Annotated in this window: 16 protein-coding genes; 7 read left to right on the forward strand and 9 right to left on the reverse strand. The window is 70.4% G+C overall.

Features of this window, described 5'->3' with window-relative positions; translation table 11 throughout:
- Positions 1 to 187: 187 nt before the first annotated feature.
- The 4 genes from BM228_RS19095 (at position 188) to BM228_RS19105 (ending at position 4,259) form a co-directional block, all read left to right on the forward strand.
- Positions 188 to 2,215, forward strand: coding sequence for a BON domain-containing protein (locus BM228_RS19095; RefSeq protein WP_244537215.1), 2,028 nt, complete (start codon positions 188 to 190; stop codon positions 2,213 to 2,215).
- Between the two features lie 465 nt (positions 2,216 to 2,680).
- Positions 2,681 to 2,947: a hypothetical protein gene (locus BM228_RS19100; protein ID WP_208612061.1), complete on the forward strand. Its 267-nt coding sequence runs from the start codon at positions 2,681 to 2,683 to the stop codon at positions 2,945 to 2,947.
- A 97-nt stretch (positions 2,948 to 3,044) separates the two neighbouring features.
- On the forward strand, positions 3,045 to 3,215 hold the full coding sequence (locus BM228_RS34730; protein ID WP_167367771.1) for a hypothetical protein: 171 nt from the start codon (positions 3,045 to 3,047) through the stop codon (positions 3,213 to 3,215).
- A 339-nt stretch (positions 3,216 to 3,554) separates the two neighbouring features.
- Positions 3,555 to 4,259 carry a YidB family protein gene (locus BM228_RS19105; RefSeq protein WP_092043102.1) on the forward strand — a complete coding sequence of 235 codons (705 nt, stop codon included), beginning with the start codon at positions 3,555 to 3,557 and terminating at the stop codon, positions 4,257 to 4,259.
- A 335-nt stretch (positions 4,260 to 4,594) separates the two neighbouring features.
- Here BM228_RS19105 and BM228_RS19110 read toward each other — a convergent pair whose 3' ends face one another.
- The 6 genes from BM228_RS19110 to fabD form a co-directional block, all read right to left on the reverse strand.
- Complete coding sequence (locus tag BM228_RS19110) at positions 4,595 to 4,936, reverse strand: DUF6883 domain-containing protein (RefSeq protein ID WP_092043104.1); 342 nt, start codon at positions 4,934 to 4,936, stop codon at positions 4,595 to 4,597.
- Positions 4,933 to 5,184, reverse strand: a complete 252-nt coding sequence (locus tag BM228_RS19115) for a DUF4926 domain-containing protein (RefSeq protein WP_092043105.1) — start codon at positions 5,182 to 5,184, stop codon at positions 4,933 to 4,935. The genes BM228_RS19110 and BM228_RS19115 overlap by 4 nt, the downstream gene beginning before the upstream one ends.
- A 214-nt stretch (positions 5,185 to 5,398) precedes the next feature.
- Entirely contained in the window at positions 5,399 to 6,661 is a 1,263-nt protein-coding gene (fabF, locus tag BM228_RS19120; RefSeq protein WP_092043107.1) for a beta-ketoacyl-ACP synthase II, read from the reverse strand.
- A 173-nt stretch (positions 6,662 to 6,834) separates the two neighbouring features.
- Positions 6,835 to 7,074: an acyl carrier protein gene (locus BM228_RS19125; protein WP_007559070.1), complete on the reverse strand. Its 240-nt coding sequence runs from the start codon at positions 7,072 to 7,074 to the stop codon at positions 6,835 to 6,837.
- A gap of 344 nt (positions 7,075 to 7,418) precedes the next feature.
- Positions 7,419 to 8,156, reverse strand: coding sequence for a 3-oxoacyl-[acyl-carrier-protein] reductase (gene fabG, locus BM228_RS19130; RefSeq protein ID WP_092043108.1), 738 nt, complete (start codon positions 8,154 to 8,156; stop codon positions 7,419 to 7,421).
- Positions 8,157 to 8,173: 17 nt separating this feature from the next.
- Positions 8,174 to 9,115, reverse strand: a complete 942-nt coding sequence (fabD, locus tag BM228_RS19135; RefSeq protein WP_092043110.1) for an ACP S-malonyltransferase — start codon at positions 9,113 to 9,115, stop codon at positions 8,174 to 8,176.
- A gap of 269 nt (positions 9,116 to 9,384) precedes the next feature.
- On the opposite strand from fabD, the gene rpoZ reads away from it, so the two are divergent.
- From rpoZ to BM228_RS19150, 3 genes are all read left to right on the forward strand, one after another.
- Entirely contained in the window at positions 9,385 to 9,795 is a 411-nt protein-coding gene (gene rpoZ / locus BM228_RS19140) for a DNA-directed RNA polymerase subunit omega (protein ID WP_010685409.1), read from the forward strand.
- 216 nt (positions 9,796 to 10,011) lie between these two features.
- Positions 10,012 to 12,252, forward strand: a complete 2,241-nt coding sequence (locus BM228_RS19145) for a RelA/SpoT family protein (protein WP_092043161.1) — start codon at positions 10,012 to 10,014, stop codon at positions 12,250 to 12,252.
- 360 nt (positions 12,253 to 12,612) lie between these two features.
- Positions 12,613 to 13,254: a LabA-like NYN domain-containing protein gene (locus tag BM228_RS19150; protein ID WP_092043111.1), complete on the forward strand. Its 642-nt coding sequence runs from the start codon at positions 12,613 to 12,615 to the stop codon at positions 13,252 to 13,254.
- A 15-nt stretch (positions 13,255 to 13,269) separates the two neighbouring features.
- Here BM228_RS19150 and BM228_RS19155 read toward each other — a convergent pair whose 3' ends face one another.
- The 3 genes from BM228_RS19155 to dapA form a co-directional block, all read right to left on the reverse strand.
- Positions 13,270 to 13,839, reverse strand: coding sequence for a peroxiredoxin (locus BM228_RS19155; protein WP_092043113.1), 570 nt, complete (start codon positions 13,837 to 13,839; stop codon positions 13,270 to 13,272).
- Positions 13,840 to 14,027: 188 nt separating this feature from the next.
- Positions 14,028 to 14,501, reverse strand: coding sequence for an SsrA-binding protein SmpB (gene smpB / locus BM228_RS19160; RefSeq protein ID WP_092043114.1), 474 nt, complete (start codon positions 14,499 to 14,501; stop codon positions 14,028 to 14,030).
- A 16-nt stretch (positions 14,502 to 14,517) separates the two neighbouring features.
- Entirely contained in the window at positions 14,518 to 15,417 is a 900-nt protein-coding gene (gene dapA / locus BM228_RS19165) for a 4-hydroxy-tetrahydrodipicolinate synthase (RefSeq protein WP_092043116.1), read from the reverse strand.
- Positions 15,418 to 15,561: the final 144 nt, after the last annotated feature.

Below are 15,561 nucleotides of genomic sequence, written 5' to 3' on the forward strand. Positions count from 1 at the left end.
GGCGTCGGCCATGATGCAAGCGCCGTGCTTTTTTGCGGCGAGACCATGCGAAGTTTACGCGAAGAATGCGGTTTTTCCCGGCGGGCATCCCGCCAGCCTGCGAAGAATTGGTCTTCATCCTGCCGAATTGGCGGTATGGTCTCGCGTCCCGGATCCCGCTGAACTCACGATTGCGCCGTTGCCAGAAGTGTTCGCTCAAGGCTTGCGCCGCGCCGGCTGGCTCGCCGGCCTGCCCGCGCTCGCGCTGATCTGGGCGAGCGCGACGCTCTACGCCGCCCCGCAGATCGCCGACCGGATCGAGGCCGCCGGCGCAAGCGTCGCCGCCGGCACCGCCACCGCCACCGCCATCGGCGAGCCCTGGCTGCGGCTGGAGGCGCGGGGGCGCGACCTGGCGGCGGCGGGCGAGGCGCCGGATGTCGGCGAGCGCGAGACCGTGCTGGCGAAGCTCGCCGCCCTGGAGGGGCCCCGGCGGATCGTCTCGGAGGTCGGGCTGGTGGAGACGGCCTCGCCGTTCCTCTGGGCCGCGATCCGCACCGGCGCGGCCCGGGTGGCGCTGGAGGGCAGCCGCCCGGTGGAGATCGGCCGGCGGGCCCTGGAGGCGCGGGTCACCGGGGCGCTGGCGCCCGGCACCCATCTCGACGACACCGCCCGGGCGGCCAGAGGGGCGCCCCCGGACTTCGCCAGCGCCGCGGCCTTCCTGGCGGCGCGCCTGTCCGGGCTCGCCAAGGGCGGCCGGGCGGCGTTAAGCGACACCGTGCTCAGCCTCTCCGGCGAGGCCCTGGACGTGCCGGCCTACGAGGCTTTGCGAGCCGCCCTGTCGGACCCGCCGACCGGGTTCAGCATCGGGCGGATCGAGATCCTGCCGCCCGCGGTGGCGCAGTACCGGTTCACGGTGGAGAAGTCGGCCCGGGGGGTTTTGCTCGACGGCTTCGCGCCCTCCGCGGCGGACCGGGAGGCGGCTCTCCGCGCCGCCGCGGAGGCCGTGCCCGGCAGCACCGTGCAGGACCGGCTGCTCACCGCACGGGGGCTCGACCCGGCGATCGACCCAAAAACCCTGATCGCCTTCGCGTTCAAGCTCGCCGAATTGATCCAGGCCGGCACCGTCAGCTTTTCCGATGATGCCGTATCGGTCACTGGCGACGCCATCGACGCCCAGGCCATCCCGGACGCCGCCGCGCTGATGCGCGAGGGCCGGCCCGCCGGGGTGAAGCCCGGTTCGGTGGCGCTGACGGCCCGGCCGCTCTCGCCCTACCGGGTGGCGATCCGCCGGACCCCGGAGGCGGTCACGCTGACCGGCCACCTGCCCGACGACGCGACCCGGGAGCGGGTGCTCGCCGCCCTGCGGCCGCGCCTGTTCCGCGAGCCGGTGGTGGACCGCACCCGTCTGGCCGACGGCGCCCCGCCGGATCTCGGCACGGCCCTCGCCGCGGCCGCCCCCCTGGTGGCGAACCTCGCGGTCGGGGAGGTGGCGGTCTCGGACCGGGCGCTGACGCTCACCGGCGAGAGCCTCTACCGCGAGGCCGCCGCCCGGACGCCGGAGCGGCTGGCCGAGGCGCTGCCCCCCGGCTGGACCGGCCAGGCCACCATCGCGGCCCGCCAGCCCGCCGAGACCCGCGACCCCGCCGCCTGCCGGGCCGAGGCCGCCGCGACGCTGGCCGGAGCCGCTCTGCGCTTCCCGGCGGGCGGCGCGACCCTGACGCCGGCCTTCTACCCCGTCCTCGACGCCCTGGCGGCCCTGGCCAAGGCCTGCCCATCCCTGCGCATCGCGATCTCGGCCCCCGCCGACCCGGGGAAGCCCAAGCCGGCCCCGGGGGAGGGCGCCCCGGCCGCCGAGGCGGCCCCGACCCAGATGGCGAGCACGGCCCGGCCCGATTCCCCCGCCGCCACCGGCTCGGCCCCGAAGCCCGCTGCCAAGGTGCATCCGGAGCCCGAGACCAAGCCGGCCCCGAAGAAGGCCGAGCCCCCCAAGGCCGAGCCTGCAAAGCCCGGAGCCTCGAATCCCGCGCCCGCGAAGCCCGCCGGCTCCAAGACGCCCCCCACCCAAAAAGCCGACAAAAAATCCAAAGACGCCGTCGACGAGCCGCCCCTCGACCTGCCGCGCCTGCGCGGGCAGGCGGTCATCGAGTATCTGCTCCAGGCCGGGGTACGGCCGGACCAGATCAGCGCCGGGCCGGACGCGCCGGCCGGCCCCGTCGCCTTCGCGCTGCTGCCGTGAGGCTCGGGCCGCGCGCCCGCGCCGGTTTGCGCCTATGATCGCCGCCCTCCCGTCATTGCGAGCGCAGCGAAGCAACCCAGGGCAGCGCGCGATCGCGGAACGTGGCGGATCCCTGGGTCGCTTCGCTGCGCGCGCGATGACGGCGTGGGGTGACAGGCCGGACCACGCAAACGGAACCCGTATGAGACCGACACAGACCCCGATCCGTCCAGCGCACCGCCCCGATGGTCACCCATCGTCGTCCCCGAAGCGCGACGCGCTCTCCTCCCCCTTGTGGGGAGGAGTTGGAGGTGGGGGTGGTTCAGACGGCACCGTTTCGCTTGATCCTGCACCACCCCCACCCCGGGCCCCTCTCCACAGGGGGGAGGGGAAAAAGCGCAACGGCTTTCAACGCCCGCACCTCAGGATGAGGGCGCTGGTGGGAGGGCGATATCCAGCTGCCGCCGGGGAGGCCGGACGGCCGTGATGCTGCTGCTTGACGGATTCTGGCCCGGGCTCGCCTGGGCGGGGGCACTCGGCCTGGTGGTCGGGGCCCTGGCCGGCTGGCCGGCCCGGCCGCTGGTGCCGCTCGCTCTGTGCGGGCTCGCCGCGCTCCTGGCGGCGCTGGCGCTCGTGGAGATCGTGCCGGGCCTGCCCGGCCTGTGGCTGGAGGGCGCCGGCCTGATCCTGCCGCCCTACCTCGCCGGCTGCGCCCTGGGCGCCCTGGCGCGCCGCTGGGTCGCCCGTCCGTAGGGTCGCGATCCGCGGCGGGATGGAACCGGCCCGCCCCCCGGCGACGTTGCTTCTGCGAGAATGGCCCCAGCGGCCTACAACCAGAAGAGGCGATCCGATGCCGAACCTGACGCGCTCCGCCCGCCGCTACGCCCTCCGCCTGCCGCGCCCCCGGGCCGGCGCCGCCGCCACCGGCCTGTTCCTGGCCGCCCTGGCCCTCTCCGCGGCGACGGTCCCCCTGGCAGAGCCGACCACAGCCAGCACCGCCCAGGCCTCGCTGGCCCGCTGAGGCGCGACGGGGAGGGGCTTACGGAAAGCTCCGCCCCGCCGAGGACGGGCTCGTTCCCTCCCCCCTCTGCGGGGGAGGGTGGCCCCCGAAGGGGGTCGGGAGAGGGGAGCGACGGTGCAGGGAAAAGCACTGACCCGCACATCGGGTCCGCCTTGTTCGGAGCCCGGGTTCCCCTCTCCCGACCCGGCCTGACGGCCGGCCCACCCTCCCCCGCAGAGGGGGGAGGGGATGCGCGGGCACGATCCGCTCTACCCTGCAGCCTTCAAAAGCCCACCCTGCAACCCCCACCCCACACCCGCCGTTGTCAGCCCGGGCGGAGCCCGCCCCGGAGGGACGCTTATGGGTTTGCTCGAATCGGCGATCGGCGGCGTGCTCGGTCAGGTGTTCGGCGGCCAGAAGCAGGGATCCGGGGGGATGTCGCCCCTGGTGAAGGCCCTGCTGATGCTGCTGCTCGCCAAGGGCGCCAGCGGCGGTTTTGGCGACATTTTCGGGCGCGGCGGCCGGGGTGAGCCGGGGCCCGAGGCCGACCGGTCCGGCGGCGCCGGCCCCTACGGACGCGATCCCGGCCAGCACCCCGCCGATGCCGGCGGGCGCGACGGCCCGGAGCCGGGGGATCTCGGCGGCTGGGACCAGTCCGGCCAGCGCCGCGAGACCGGCCCCTCCGACCCATCCCTGCCGCCCGGCGATTTTTCGGACCTGTCCGGCATGCTCGACGGCCCGGGGGAATCCAGCCCGGCCGCGAGCCGCGCCGCCCCCGAGCATCAGGGCGACCTGGGCGGCCTCGACGGCCTGGTCGACCGGTTCCGCCAGGGGGGCCTCGGCGACGTGATCGAATCCTGGATCGGCCCCGGCAGCAACCGCCCGGTAGCCCCGGCCCAGCTCGCCCAGGCTCTGGGGCCCGACACGCTCGACACCCTCCAGAGCCAGACCGGGATGGACCGCGAGGCGCTGCTCTCACAACTGGCCCAGGCCCTGCCGGAGGTGGTGCACGCGCTTACGCCTCAGGGGCGGCTGCCGGGGGCGGAGGAACGGCGGGGGTGGTGAGCCGGCCACTAGATAAGCAGTGGATTAATCGCCGCCCGGTCTCTTCCCCAACGATCATGATTTCAATCAGTGGCTGATCTTTGCAAGTGCCTCACAAGCTGTAATCATGCCGGTTATAGTTGGATGGTTCGATCTCTCGTCTCGCACCGTCATCGCGAGAGGAGCGAAGCGACCCAGTGCAGCGCGCGATCCCCGAACATAGTGCGTCCCTAGGTGGCTTCGCTGCGCTCGCAACGACTGCGAGGGCGGCGGCAAGACCTGCAACGGGGAATCGCATCACGCGCTAAAGGCCAAGGGCTTTTGTCCAATATGTCCTTCCGAACGCATCTGACCGGTCAAGGCTTCCAGGGATAAGCGGTGAGGAAGCGCATCTCAGTATCGTGGGTGATCTCCCAGACGCTGCGGAGAGAGATGACGCGGCCGTCCGGTGCCGTCACAGGCCCCTCGAATACTCGGCGCGGTAGGCCGATCGGGCGCACCACCGTGCGCCCCGGCCAATGATCAACCGCGTGTTTCACCAGATCACCGGCGAGACGTTCAGGCTCCTCAGCCGCATACCCGAAAGCCAGCAAATACTTGGCTTTCGATGCGCCATCGGTGTGCGCCGGGTTGAGCAGGTAGCTGACGATCTTGGGCCACGCGACGGTCCAGACTATCGCTTCGACGGCGTCGGTCACACCGGTGCGCGCTCGACGAGCCTGATGTCCTCGGGCCGAACCGTCGCCAGCGCGCCGACCGGTGTCGGAAACTCGACCACGTAGGCCTCACCGCCGCGATAGACGCTGACGATCGTCCCTTCCGTACCGGGCGCCAGCACATCGCCATCATCGCTGGTCGCAGCCGTCACCAACGCGACCCGGTCGAGATCCCGCAGATCCGACCGCGATGCGTCCTGCCGAAACTGGTAGGCGAATTCCAGCGTCATAGCGGCATGATAGGCGCGCGCCGGGATTGCGCAACCGCTCCCGTCTCCGAAGACTAAGCTTAAGGCTATCGGGCTCCTGAAAGCCTCTTTGCATCGATGTTTCCCACCCGCGCCCTCATTCTGAGATGCAGAGCTGAATGTGGGCAGTCGCACAGTCTTCCACGATCAATACATCTGACCGTTGCTTGCGGAAGACTGAAGAAGTCTTCGCTTGTCAGGTGACGCGCCGCATCACCAAGCTGGCATTCGTCCCGCCAAACCCAAACGAATTCGACAGCACCACGTCCACCTGCTTGCGCTTCGCCTCGAAGGGCACGAGGTCGATCTTGGTCTGGACGGAGGGGTTGTCGAGGTTGAGCGTCGGCGGGATCACGCCGTCGCGCAGGACGAGGATCGAAAAGATCGCCTCAACCGAGCCGGCGGCGCCGAGCAGGTGGCCGACCGAGCTCTTGGTGGAGGACATGGTCGCGTTGGCGGCGGCGTCGCCCAGAAGACGCTCCACGGCCTTCAGCTCCAGCTCGTCGCCCATGGGCGTCGAGGTGCCGTGGGCGTTGATGTAGCCGATCTCGGCGGGCGAGATGCCGGCGCGCTTCACCGCGGCGCTCATGCAGCGGAAGGCGCCGTCGCCGTCCGGGGACGGGGAGGTAATGTGGTAGGCATCGCCCGAGAGGCCGTAGCCGACCACCTCGGCGTAGATTTTTGCGCCGCGGGCCTTGGCGTGCTCGTACTCCTCGAGCACGACGATGCCGGCACCCTCGCCCATGAGGAAGCCGTCGCGGTCGCGGTCGTAGGGGCGGGAGGCCTTTTCCGGGGTGTCGTTGAAGCCAGTGGTCAGCGCCCGGCAGGCGGAGAAGCCGGCGATCGACAGGCGGTTGACCGGCGATTCGGCCCCGCCCGCCACCATCACGTCGGCGTCGCCCAGCGCCACGAGGCGGCTCGCGTCGCCGATGGCGTGGGCGCCGGTGGAGCAGGCCGTGACCACGGCGTTGTTCGGGCCCTTGAGGCCGTAGGCGATCGAGACCTGGCCGGAGGCGAGATTGATGATCCGGCCCGGGATGAAGAACGGCGAGATCCGGCGCGGACCCTTCTCGTGGAGGGTGACCGAGGCGTCGTAGATGCCGCCGATGCCGCCGATGCCGGAGCCGATCAGCACGCCGGTGGCGCACTGGTCCTCGTGGCTCTTGGGGCGCCAGTTCGCGTCCTTCAGGGCCTCGTCGGCCGCCGCCATCGCGTAGACGATGAACGGATCGACCTTGCGCTGCTCCTTGGGCTCCATCACCGCGTCGGGGTTGAAGGTGCCGTCGGTGCCGTCGCCGAACGGGACCTGCGCGGCGACCCGGCAGGGCAGGTCGGCGGATTCGAAGCCGCGGATCGGGCCGGCGCCGCTGTCGCCCGCGATCAGCCGGCTCCAGGTGTGCTGCACCCCGCTCCCGAGCGGCGTGACCATCCCCAGACCCGTGACCACCACCCGCCGCATGCTACCTGTCCCGTCTTAGAACCGCTGTCCGATCCGCGCCCCGCCGGCTCGTCCCCGGAGCGCGTCTCGACATAACCGCTTCGCGCCGGATCCGTGCCCCCCGACCGCGAAACGCAGAACGGCGCGGGGGCTGCTTCGCCTCACCCGCGCCGCGTGATACCGAATCCGGCGCGTCAGGCGGCCGAGTTCTTCTCCAGGAACTTCACCGCGTCGCCGACCGTCTGGATGGTCTCAGCGGCGTCGTCCGGGATCTCGACGTTGAATTCTTCCTCGAAGGCCATGACCAGCTCGACCGTGTCGAGGCTGTCGGCACCGAGGTCGTCGATGAAGTTGGCGCTCTCGACCACCTTCTCGGGCTCGACGCCCAGGTGCTCGACGACGATCTTCTTCACGCGCTCAGCGATATCGCTCATCGGTCTTCCGTCCTCGTCCTTTTGGTCTGTCAGTCTTCTCGGGGTGGTGCCGTGGCCGCGCCGCGCCCTTGCGGGCTTGTTGACGGGCCGGTGTCCGATCGCGCGTGTTTCGAGGTGAACTGGGACGGCCCCGCCGGGGGGCCTTGGACTGAAAACCCGCTGAACCGTCAACCCCCTGTACGGCTGCGGGGCGTGGTAGCACAGGGTTCCCGCCCTGGCGAGAGCCGTTCAGATTCCCTTCATGGGTGTGGCACGCGCGTGTCGGAAGGGTTGATTCGGGGCCTGAGTCGGATGCGGAAGCGTTGTTTTCGCCGTTCCGAATGCGTCCTGCGGTCGCGCCAAAACTAGAACATCGCCATGCCGCCGTTCACGTGCAGGGTGTGGCCGGTGACGTAGGCGGCCTCCGCCGACGACAGGTAGATGCAGGCGGCGGCGACCTCGGACCCCTCGCCGAGGCGCCCGGCCGGCACCCGGGCCAGGATGCCCTCGCGCTGCTTCTCGTTGAGCGCGTCGGTCATGGGCGAACTGATGAAGCCCGGGGCGATGCAGTTGACCGTGATTCCCCGGGAGGCGACCTCGGCGGCCAGCGCCTTGGTCATGCCCACCAGGCCGGCCTTGGCGGCGGCGTAGTTGCCCTGGCCGGGATTGCCGGTCGCGCCCACCACCGAGCCGATATTGACGATCCGGCCGGAGCGGCGCCGCATCATGCCCTTCACGGCCGCCCGCGAGAGCCGGAAGGCGGCGGTGAGGTTGACGGCGAGCACCTGCTCCCACTCGTCGTCCTTCATCCGCATGAACAGGTTGTCCCGGGTGATGCCGGCATTGTTGACCAGGATGTCCAGCGGGCCGATCGCCGCCTCGGCGGCAGGGACCAGGCCCTCCACGGAGTCCTTGTCGGAGAGGTCGGCCGCCACCGGGCTCGCCCGCTCGCCGAGTTCCGCCGCCAGGGCCTCCAGCGCCGCGGGCTTCGTGCCCGAGAGCGCCACGGTGGCGCCCTGGGCGTGCAGCGCCCGGGCGATCGCCTGGCCGAGGCCGCCGGTGGCGCCGGTCACGAGGGCTTTGCGGCCGGTGAGGTCGAACATGCGGGAATCCCTTTATATCAGAGCGCGAAGGCCGCCACGTCCGCGGGGGTGCCGATCGCCGTGGCACTCGCCTGGGGCGCGATGCGCTTGACCAGGCCGGTGAGCACCTTCCCGGCGCCGAGCTCGTAGAACCGGTCGACCCCTGCACCCGCCATGGCGGCGACGCTCTCGCGCCAGCGCACGGTGCCGGTGACCTGCTCGACCAGGGCCGCCCGGATCGCCTCCGGATCCACCACCGGGGCCGCCGTGACGTTGGCGTAGAGCGTCACCCGGGGCGCCTTCAGGTCGACCTCGGCCAGGGCCGCTTCCATCGCGTCGGCGGCGGGGCCCATGAGCCGGCAATGGAACGGGGCGGAGACGTTGAGCATCACGGCGCGCTTGACCCCACGGTCCGTGGCGATGCCGACGGCGCGCTCCACCGCCGCCCGGTCGCCGGAGAGCACCACCTGGCCGCCGCCATTGTCGTTGGCGACGTCGCAGACCGCGCCGTTCGTCTCCAGGCCCGCCGCCTCGGCGATCGCCCGGGCGGCCTCGACATCGGTGCCGATCAGGGCCGCCATGGCGCCGACGCCCGGGGCCACCGCCGCCTGCATGGCCTCGCCGCGCAGGCGCAGCAGCCGCGCCGCATCCGCGATGGTGAGGCTGCCGGCGGCCGCGAGCGCCGCGTATTCGCCAAGCGAATGCCCGGCGACGCAGGCCACGTCCCGGGTCAGGTCGAGGCCGCGCTCGGCCTCCAGCACCCGCAGGACCGCGAGGCTCGCCGCCATCAGGGCCGGCTGAGCGTTGGCCGTGAGGGTCAGCTCCTCAACCGGCCCCTCGGCCATCAGCCGCGACAGCGGCTGGGACAGGGCGTCGTCGACCTCGTCGAGCACGGCCTTGGCCTGCGGGAAGTCCTCCGCGAGACCCTTGGCCATGCCGACCGCCTGGCTGCCCTGGCCGGGAAAGATGAGTGCGCGCATGGCCGGTCCTGTCGCTCTCGTCGCTGTCGCCGTGCGACGCGCGAACGCCGCCCCTGTCGGCCAAAAAACCTGGAATGAGCGGCGCGCACTCGCACCCGAGGCAGCCTGTGTCAACAATGCGTCGCACAATCCGCGGGGGCCTGACCCCGGCCACCGCCCGTCAGACGCGCGCCCGGCGCAACCCGCTGTGCTTGTTGCACAACGGCATTCCGTGTAGAGTGGCGCCACACCCGACATCACCCGTCGCTTAAGCTGAGGAGCCGCCCCGCATGGCGCGCGTCACCGTCGAAGACTGCATCGAGAAGGTCGAGAACCGGTTCGAGCTGGTGCTGCTGGCGAGCCACCGGGCGCGCCTGCTGGCCGCCGGCGCCCCGCTCACCATCGACCGCGACCGCGACAAGAACCCGGTCGTGGCTCTGCGCGAGATCGGCGACGAGACGATCACGGCCGACGATCTCAAGGAACAGCTGATTCACTCGATGCAGAAATACGTCGAGGTCGACGAGCCGGAGGCCGAGACCGTGCCGCTGCTGTCGAGTTCGCCGGCCGCCGCCGCCGTGGCCCCGCAATCCTCCAGCGACGATGCGGCGGTCCAGTTCGACCGCATGAGCGAGGAGGACCTGCTGCGCGGCCTCGAGAACCTCGCCCCGCCGGTCGAGACCGACGACGAGGGCGAGTAACCTCCGGACAGTGAGCTGCTCCACGTGGGCCTGGATGATCACGACCTGAACGCGACCGGACCCGGCGGAGACGCCGGGTTCTTGCGTTCGGACGGCGATACGGTCGCAACCGGCGCTTTTCCGCCGCCGGGGGCTGGCGCCGTCACGCCGGTTGCGGGAGAGTCGGGCGTGACTCCGACCCCGCGTGCCATCCAGGAACCGACGACGGCCCGGCGGATGATGCGCCAGTACGAGCTCGTCGAGCGAGTCAAGCGCTACAATCCGGCCGCCGACGAGGCGTTGCTCAACCGCGCCTACGTCTACGCCATGCAGGCGCACGGCACGCAGAAGCGGGCCTCGGGCGATCCGTTCTTCGCCCATCCGCTCGAAGTCGCCGCGATCCTCACCGACCTGCATCTCGACGACGCCACCATCGTGGCCGCGGTCCTGCACGACACCGTCGAGGATACCGAGGCGACGCTGGAGGAGATCCGCCGCCTGTTCGGGCCGGAGATCGGCGCGCTGGTCGACGGCCTGACCAAGCTCAAGCGGCTCGACCTCGTCTCCAAGCAGGCCGCCCAGGGCGAGAATTTCCGCAAGCTGCTGCTGGCGGTCGCCGCGGACGTGCGCGTGCTGCTGGTCAAGCTCGCCGACCGCCTGCACAACATGCGTACCCTCCACCACATGCGGGAGGACAAGCGCCACCGCATCGCCCAGGAGACCCTGGACATCTACGCGCCGCTCGCCGGCCGGATGGGCATGCAGGAGCTGCGCGAGGAGCTGGAGGACCTGGCCTTCCGCAATATCGAACCGGAGGTCTACGCCACCATCACGCAGCGGCTCGCCCGCCTCACCGCGAAGTCCGAGCGGGTGGTCGAGACCATCGCGCAGGTGCTCACCGAAAAGCTCTCCGCCCAGGGCATCACCGCCGAGGTCAGCGGCCGGCAGAAGCGGCCGTTCTCGATCTGGTCGAAGATGGAGCGCAAGTCGGTCGCCTTCGAGCAGCTCTCCGACATCTTCGGCTTCCGGGTGATCGTGGACACGGTCCAGGATTGCTACGCGGCGCTCGGGATCGTCCATACCAGCTGGCCGATGGTGCCGGGCCGGTACAAGGACTACATCTCGACCCCGAAGCAGAACGATTACCGCTCGATCCACACCACGGTGATCGGGCCGAAGAGCCAGCGCGTCGAGCTGCAGATCCGCAGCCGCGCCATGGACGACATCGCCGAATACGGCATCGCCGCGCACGCCCATTACAAGGAACTCGGCAAGGACGTCCCCAAGGAGCCGGGCAGCGTCCACCCGAAGCTCGCCGCTGAGAGCGGCGCCTACCAGTGGCTGCGCCGGACCATCGAGCTCCTGGCCGAAGGCGACAGCCCGGAAGAGTTCCTGGAGCACACCAAGCTCGAGCTGTTCCAGGACCAGGTGTTCTGCTTCACCCCGAAGGGCCGGCTGATCGCCCTGCCGCGGGGCGCGACGCCGATCGACTTCGCCTACGCGGTGCACACCGATGTCGGCAATTCGGCGGTGGGCGCCAAGATCAACGGCCGGATGGCGCCGCTGCTGCACGAGCTCGCCAACGGCGACGAGGTCGAGATCAGCCGCTCGGACGGCGCCTCGCCGCCGGCCGCCTGGGAATCCCTGGTGGTGACCGGCAAGGCCCGGGCGGCGATCCGCCGGGCGACCCGGGCGGCGGTGCGCCGGCAATATGCCGGTCTCGGCCGCCAGATCCTGGACCGCGCCTTCGAGCGCGCCGCCAAGACGTTTTCCGAGGACAAGCTGCGCGGTGCCCTGCCGCGGCTGGCCCGGGCCACCACCGAAGACGTGTTTGCGGCGGTGGGGCGCGGCGAGATGTTCTCCGGCGACGTGGTGCGGGCGGTCTATCCCGACCACCGCGACGAGCGCAGGCCATCCACGCCGCAGGGCGCGCTGAACGGCGCCGGCCGCCTCGTGCGCTCGGCCGACCAGACCATGCGGCTGACCTTCCCGGCCACCGAGGGCGGCAAACCCGAGGACCGCAGCGACGCGATCCCGATCCGGGGCCTCGCCGGCGACCTGCCGGTGACCTTCGCGCCCAATGGCGGCGCGGTCCCGGGCGACCGAATCGTCGGCATTCTGACCCCGGGGGTCGGCGTCACCGTCTATCCGATCCAGTCGGCGGCGCTCGCGGCCTTCGACAACGAGCCCGAGCGCTGGCTCGATGTCCGCTGGGACACGGAGGCTTCGGGCACCGAGCGCTTCCCGGCCCGGCTGGCGCTGAAGTCGATCAACGAGCCCGGCGTGTTCGCCCAGATCGCCCAGGTGATCGCCGACCACGACGGCAACATCGACAACATCTCGATGAAGCGCCGCACCCAGGATTTCACCGACATCACCATCGACCTGTCGGTCTGGGACCTCCAGCATCTGACGGCAATCATCGCCGAGCTGCGCGGCAAGCGCCCGGTCAACAGCGTCGAACGCGTGAACGGCTGAGATGTTTGTCCGCCCGTACGGGCGATGGACCTCAGGTTTATCGGATTAACCCAGGTCTATCGTCCCAGTCGCGTGGCGAGATACGCCGCGATACGATTTTTCTATCGACCCCCCGGGGAAACGGCGTTATCGAGAGCCACATTCCTTCCGGTTGACTTGACAGGGGTATGTTTCGCCCGAATGGTCGAGAAAGCCCGGGCGACCGTCGTCCGGAAGGGGACCGCGCTTTTCTGTCCCGGCTTTCATCCCTCTCGGCATTCGATCGCGACGAGGCGGCCCCGAGCTTTCCGCCCGGATTTATCCCAGCCGTTTCAGCACACGATTTCCGGCAACCCGTATTCTTCAGGATTCGACCCATCCATGGCAGCATCCCAACGCAGCGCGCTCTTCATCGACGGCGCGAATCTCTACGCCACCACCAAGGCCCTCGGCTTCGATATTGATTACAAGAAATTGCTCAAGGAATTTCAGGCCCGCGACAACCTGCTGCGGGCGTTCTACTACACCGCAATGATTGAGGATCAGGAATATTCCTCGATCCGGCCGCTGATCGACTGGCTCGACTACAACGGCTACCGCGTCGTGACCAAGCCCGTGAAGGAGTTCACGGACTCGATGGGCCGGCGCAAGTACAAGGGCAACATGGATATCGAGCTGGCGATCGACGCCCTCGAGCTGAGCCCGCATATCGACCACATGGTGCTGTTCTCGGGCGACGGCGATTTCCGCTCGCTGGTCGAGGCGATGCAGCGGCGCGGCGTCAAGGTGACGGTGATCTCCACCATCCAGACCCAGCCGGCGATGATCTCGGACGAGCTGCGCCGGCAGGCCGACGAGTTCGTGGATCTCGCGAGCCTCTCGAACCGGATCGGTCGCGAGCCGAGCGAGCGCCCGGTCCGGGCTCCCGGCGAGACCGCCAGCCGCTACCGCGGCGAGGCTCGGCCGAGCCCGGCCCTCGAGAACCGCTACGGCATCCGCCAGCCGGAATCCGAAGAGGGCTGAGACCGGGGCTAAGCGTCAGGCGCTTCCGCCGTCGAGCCAGTCGATCACCTGCTGCGCGCCGCGATCGGCTGGGAAGACCGGGTAGAACACCTGGCTGACCACGCCGTCGTCGATCACCAGGGTGAGGCGGCGCAGCAGCACCTGGCCGCCCGCCTCGAAGACCGGCAGGCGCGCGGCCATCGCGAAGGCCCGGTGCGGATCGGCCAGCAGCGGGAACGTGAGGTGCAGCCGCTCGGCCGCCTCCCGCTGGTAGGCGCTGGTCTGGGTCGAGAGGCCGTAGACCTGCGCGACGCCGCGCTTGCACAGGGCAGCATGGTGATCCCGGAAATCGCAGGCCTGCGGGGTGCAGCCCCGGGCGCCGGGAATCGCGTCCCAGTCCGGCGTCAGGACCGGCTTCCCCGGCTCGCCGGTGCGCGGATAGGCATAGGCCACGGTGCGGCCGGAGAGCTTCGCCAGCGACACCGTCGTGCCGTCCGTGGCGGTGAGCGCCACGTCGGGCAGCTTCATGCCGCGTAGATGATCGGCGGCGCCGTCATCCACGGGGGCGGGGAGGTCGGCGGGCAGGGTGTCGGGGTTGGGGTGCATGGGCGGCTCCTCGGATTGAGGGAGCCTAGATCGCCGCGGGCCGAAGGTGAATCGCCCGTTCTTAAGCTTCACCCTCACCGTCATCACGAGCGGAGCGACGTGACCCAGGGCAGCGCGACATTCGGAGATCGCACGCCGCACTGGGTTGCTTCGCTGCGCTCGCAATGACGGAAGGGCCGTGAACCGGTCTACCCCCGGTCCCGCAGCAGCCGCGCCCGGTCGCGCTGCCAGTCGCGCTCCTTGGAAGCCTCGCGCTTGTCGTGGGCCTGCTTGCCCTTGCCGAGGCCGAGCTCGATCTTCGCCCGGCCCTTGTCGTTGAAGTAGATTTTCAGCGGCACCACCGTGTAGCCCTGGCGCTGAGTGGCGCCGATCAGCTTGTTGATCTGGCGGCGGTGCAGCAGCAGGCGGCGCGGGCGCTTGGGCTCGTGGTTGAAGCGGTTCGCCTCCAGGTATTCCGGGATGTAGCAGTTGAACAGCATCAAATCGCCGCCGGAGGGGCCGGCATAGGCCTCGCCGATCGTCGCTTTGCCGCCGCGCAGGGACTTCACCTCGGTGCCGGTCAGGGCGATGCCGGCCTCCAGCGTGTCCTCGATCGTGTAGTGGAAGCGCGCGGCACGGTTGTCGGCGACGACGCGCCGACTGGGCTCCGGTTTCGGGGCCATGTTTTTGGGATTCTCCTCAGCCTTCGAGCAGACCGGCGTGGCGCAGGGCCGCGTCGACGATCGCCCGGGTCGCGTTCGAGACCGGCACCAGCGGCAGGCGCAGCTCTTCGGTCATGTGGCCGAGCTTGGCCAGCGCATATTTCGCCGGCGACGGGTTGGCCTCGGCGAACAGGCCGCTCTGGAGCGGGAACAGCCGATCCTGGATGGTGAGCGCCTTGGCGTAGTCGCCGGCCAGCGAGGCCTCCTGCAGGTCGGCGCAGAGGCGCGGCGCGACGTTGGCCACCACCGAGATGCAGCCGTGGCCGCCCTGGGCATTGTAGCCGAGCGCCGTCGCATCTTCGCCTGAAAGCTGGAGGAAGTTCGCCCCCATGGCCTGACGCTGCTGACTGACGCGGTCGATCTTGGCGGTCGCGTCCTTCACGCCGGCGATGTTCTTCAATTCGAAGAGCCGGGCCATCGTCTCGACGCTCATGTCGACGACGGAGCGGGGCGGGATGTTGTAGATGATGATCGGGATGCCGACCGCGTCGTTGACGGCCTTGAAGTGGGCGTAGAGGCCTTCTTGCGTCGGCTTGTTGTAGTAGGGCGTGACCACGAGCACCGCGTCGGCGCCGGCGCGCTCGGCGTGGCGCGCCCGGGCCACCGCCTCGGCGGTGGAGTTGGAGCCCGCGCCCGCCACCACGGGCACGCGCCCGCCGGCCTCGTCGATGCAGGCCTCGACCACCCGGTCGTGCTCGGCATGGGTCAGGGTCGGGCTCTCGCCGGTGGTGCCGGTGGGCACCAGGCCGTGGCTGCCCTGCTCGATCTGCCAGCGCACGAATTTCCGGAACGCGGCCTCGTCGAAGGCGCCGTCGCGGAACGGCGTCACAAGCGCGGTGAGCGAGCCCCGCAGGCGGCTCCCGGTCATCTCGGTCATCTCAGGCGTCCCGAAGAGTGTCAGCTGGCGTCTTGGCGGACTGATTGGCTGCGGCGTTCTCGGCGCCGCGCGTCCCGCGCGCCGTTCGGCCGCGGACGGGCAGACATAGGCGGTCGCGCCACGCCGCGCAAACAGATCGTGGTC

This window comes from Methylobacterium pseudosasicola (assembly GCF_900114535.1).
GTDB lineage: Bacteria > Pseudomonadota > Alphaproteobacteria > Rhizobiales > Beijerinckiaceae > Methylobacterium > Methylobacterium pseudosasicola.

Bases quoted from the DNA above. Each gene is read 5' to 3' on its own strand.
- smpB (WP_092043114.1), bottom strand. From the start codon at position 14,501: ATGGCCCCGAAACCGGAGCCCAGTCGGCGCGTCGTCGCCGACAACCGT.
- fabG (WP_092043108.1), bottom strand. From the start codon at position 8,156: ATGTTCGACCTCACCGGCCGCAAAGCCCTCGTGACCGGCGCCACCGGC.
- BM228_RS34730 (WP_167367771.1), top strand. From the start codon at position 3,045: ATGCCGAACCTGACGCGCTCCGCCCGCCGCTACGCCCTCCGCCTGCCG.
- BM228_RS19105 (WP_092043102.1), top strand. From the start codon at position 3,555: ATGGGTTTGCTCGAATCGGCGATCGGCGGCGTGCTCGGTCAGGTGTTC.
- BM228_RS19155 (WP_092043113.1), bottom strand. From the start codon at position 13,839: ATGCACCCCAACCCCGACACCCTGCCCGCCGACCTCCCCGCCCCCGTG.
- fabF (WP_092043107.1), bottom strand. From the start codon at position 6,661: ATGCGGCGGGTGGTGGTCACGGGTCTGGGGATGGTCACGCCGCTCGGG.
- BM228_RS19150 (WP_092043111.1), top strand. From the start codon at position 12,613: ATGGCAGCATCCCAACGCAGCGCGCTCTTCATCGACGGCGCGAATCTC.
- BM228_RS19145 (WP_092043161.1), top strand. From the start codon at position 10,012: ATGATGCGCCAGTACGAGCTCGTCGAGCGAGTCAAGCGCTACAATCCG.
- BM228_RS19125 (WP_007559070.1), bottom strand. From the start codon at position 7,074: ATGAGCGATATCGCTGAGCGCGTGAAGAAGATCGTCGTCGAGCACCTG.
- rpoZ (WP_010685409.1), top strand. From the start codon at position 9,385: ATGGCGCGCGTCACCGTCGAAGACTGCATCGAGAAGGTCGAGAACCGG.
- dapA (WP_092043116.1), bottom strand. From the start codon at position 15,417: ATGACCGAGATGACCGGGAGCCGCCTGCGGGGCTCGCTCACCGCGCTT.
- fabD (WP_092043110.1), bottom strand. From the start codon at position 9,115: ATGCGCGCACTCATCTTTCCCGGCCAGGGCAGCCAGGCGGTCGGCATG.
- BM228_RS19100 (WP_208612061.1), top strand. From the start codon at position 2,681: ATGCTGCTGCTTGACGGATTCTGGCCCGGGCTCGCCTGGGCGGGGGCA.
- BM228_RS19115 (WP_092043105.1), bottom strand. From the start codon at position 5,184: ATGACGCTGGAATTCGCCTACCAGTTTCGGCAGGACGCATCGCGGTCG.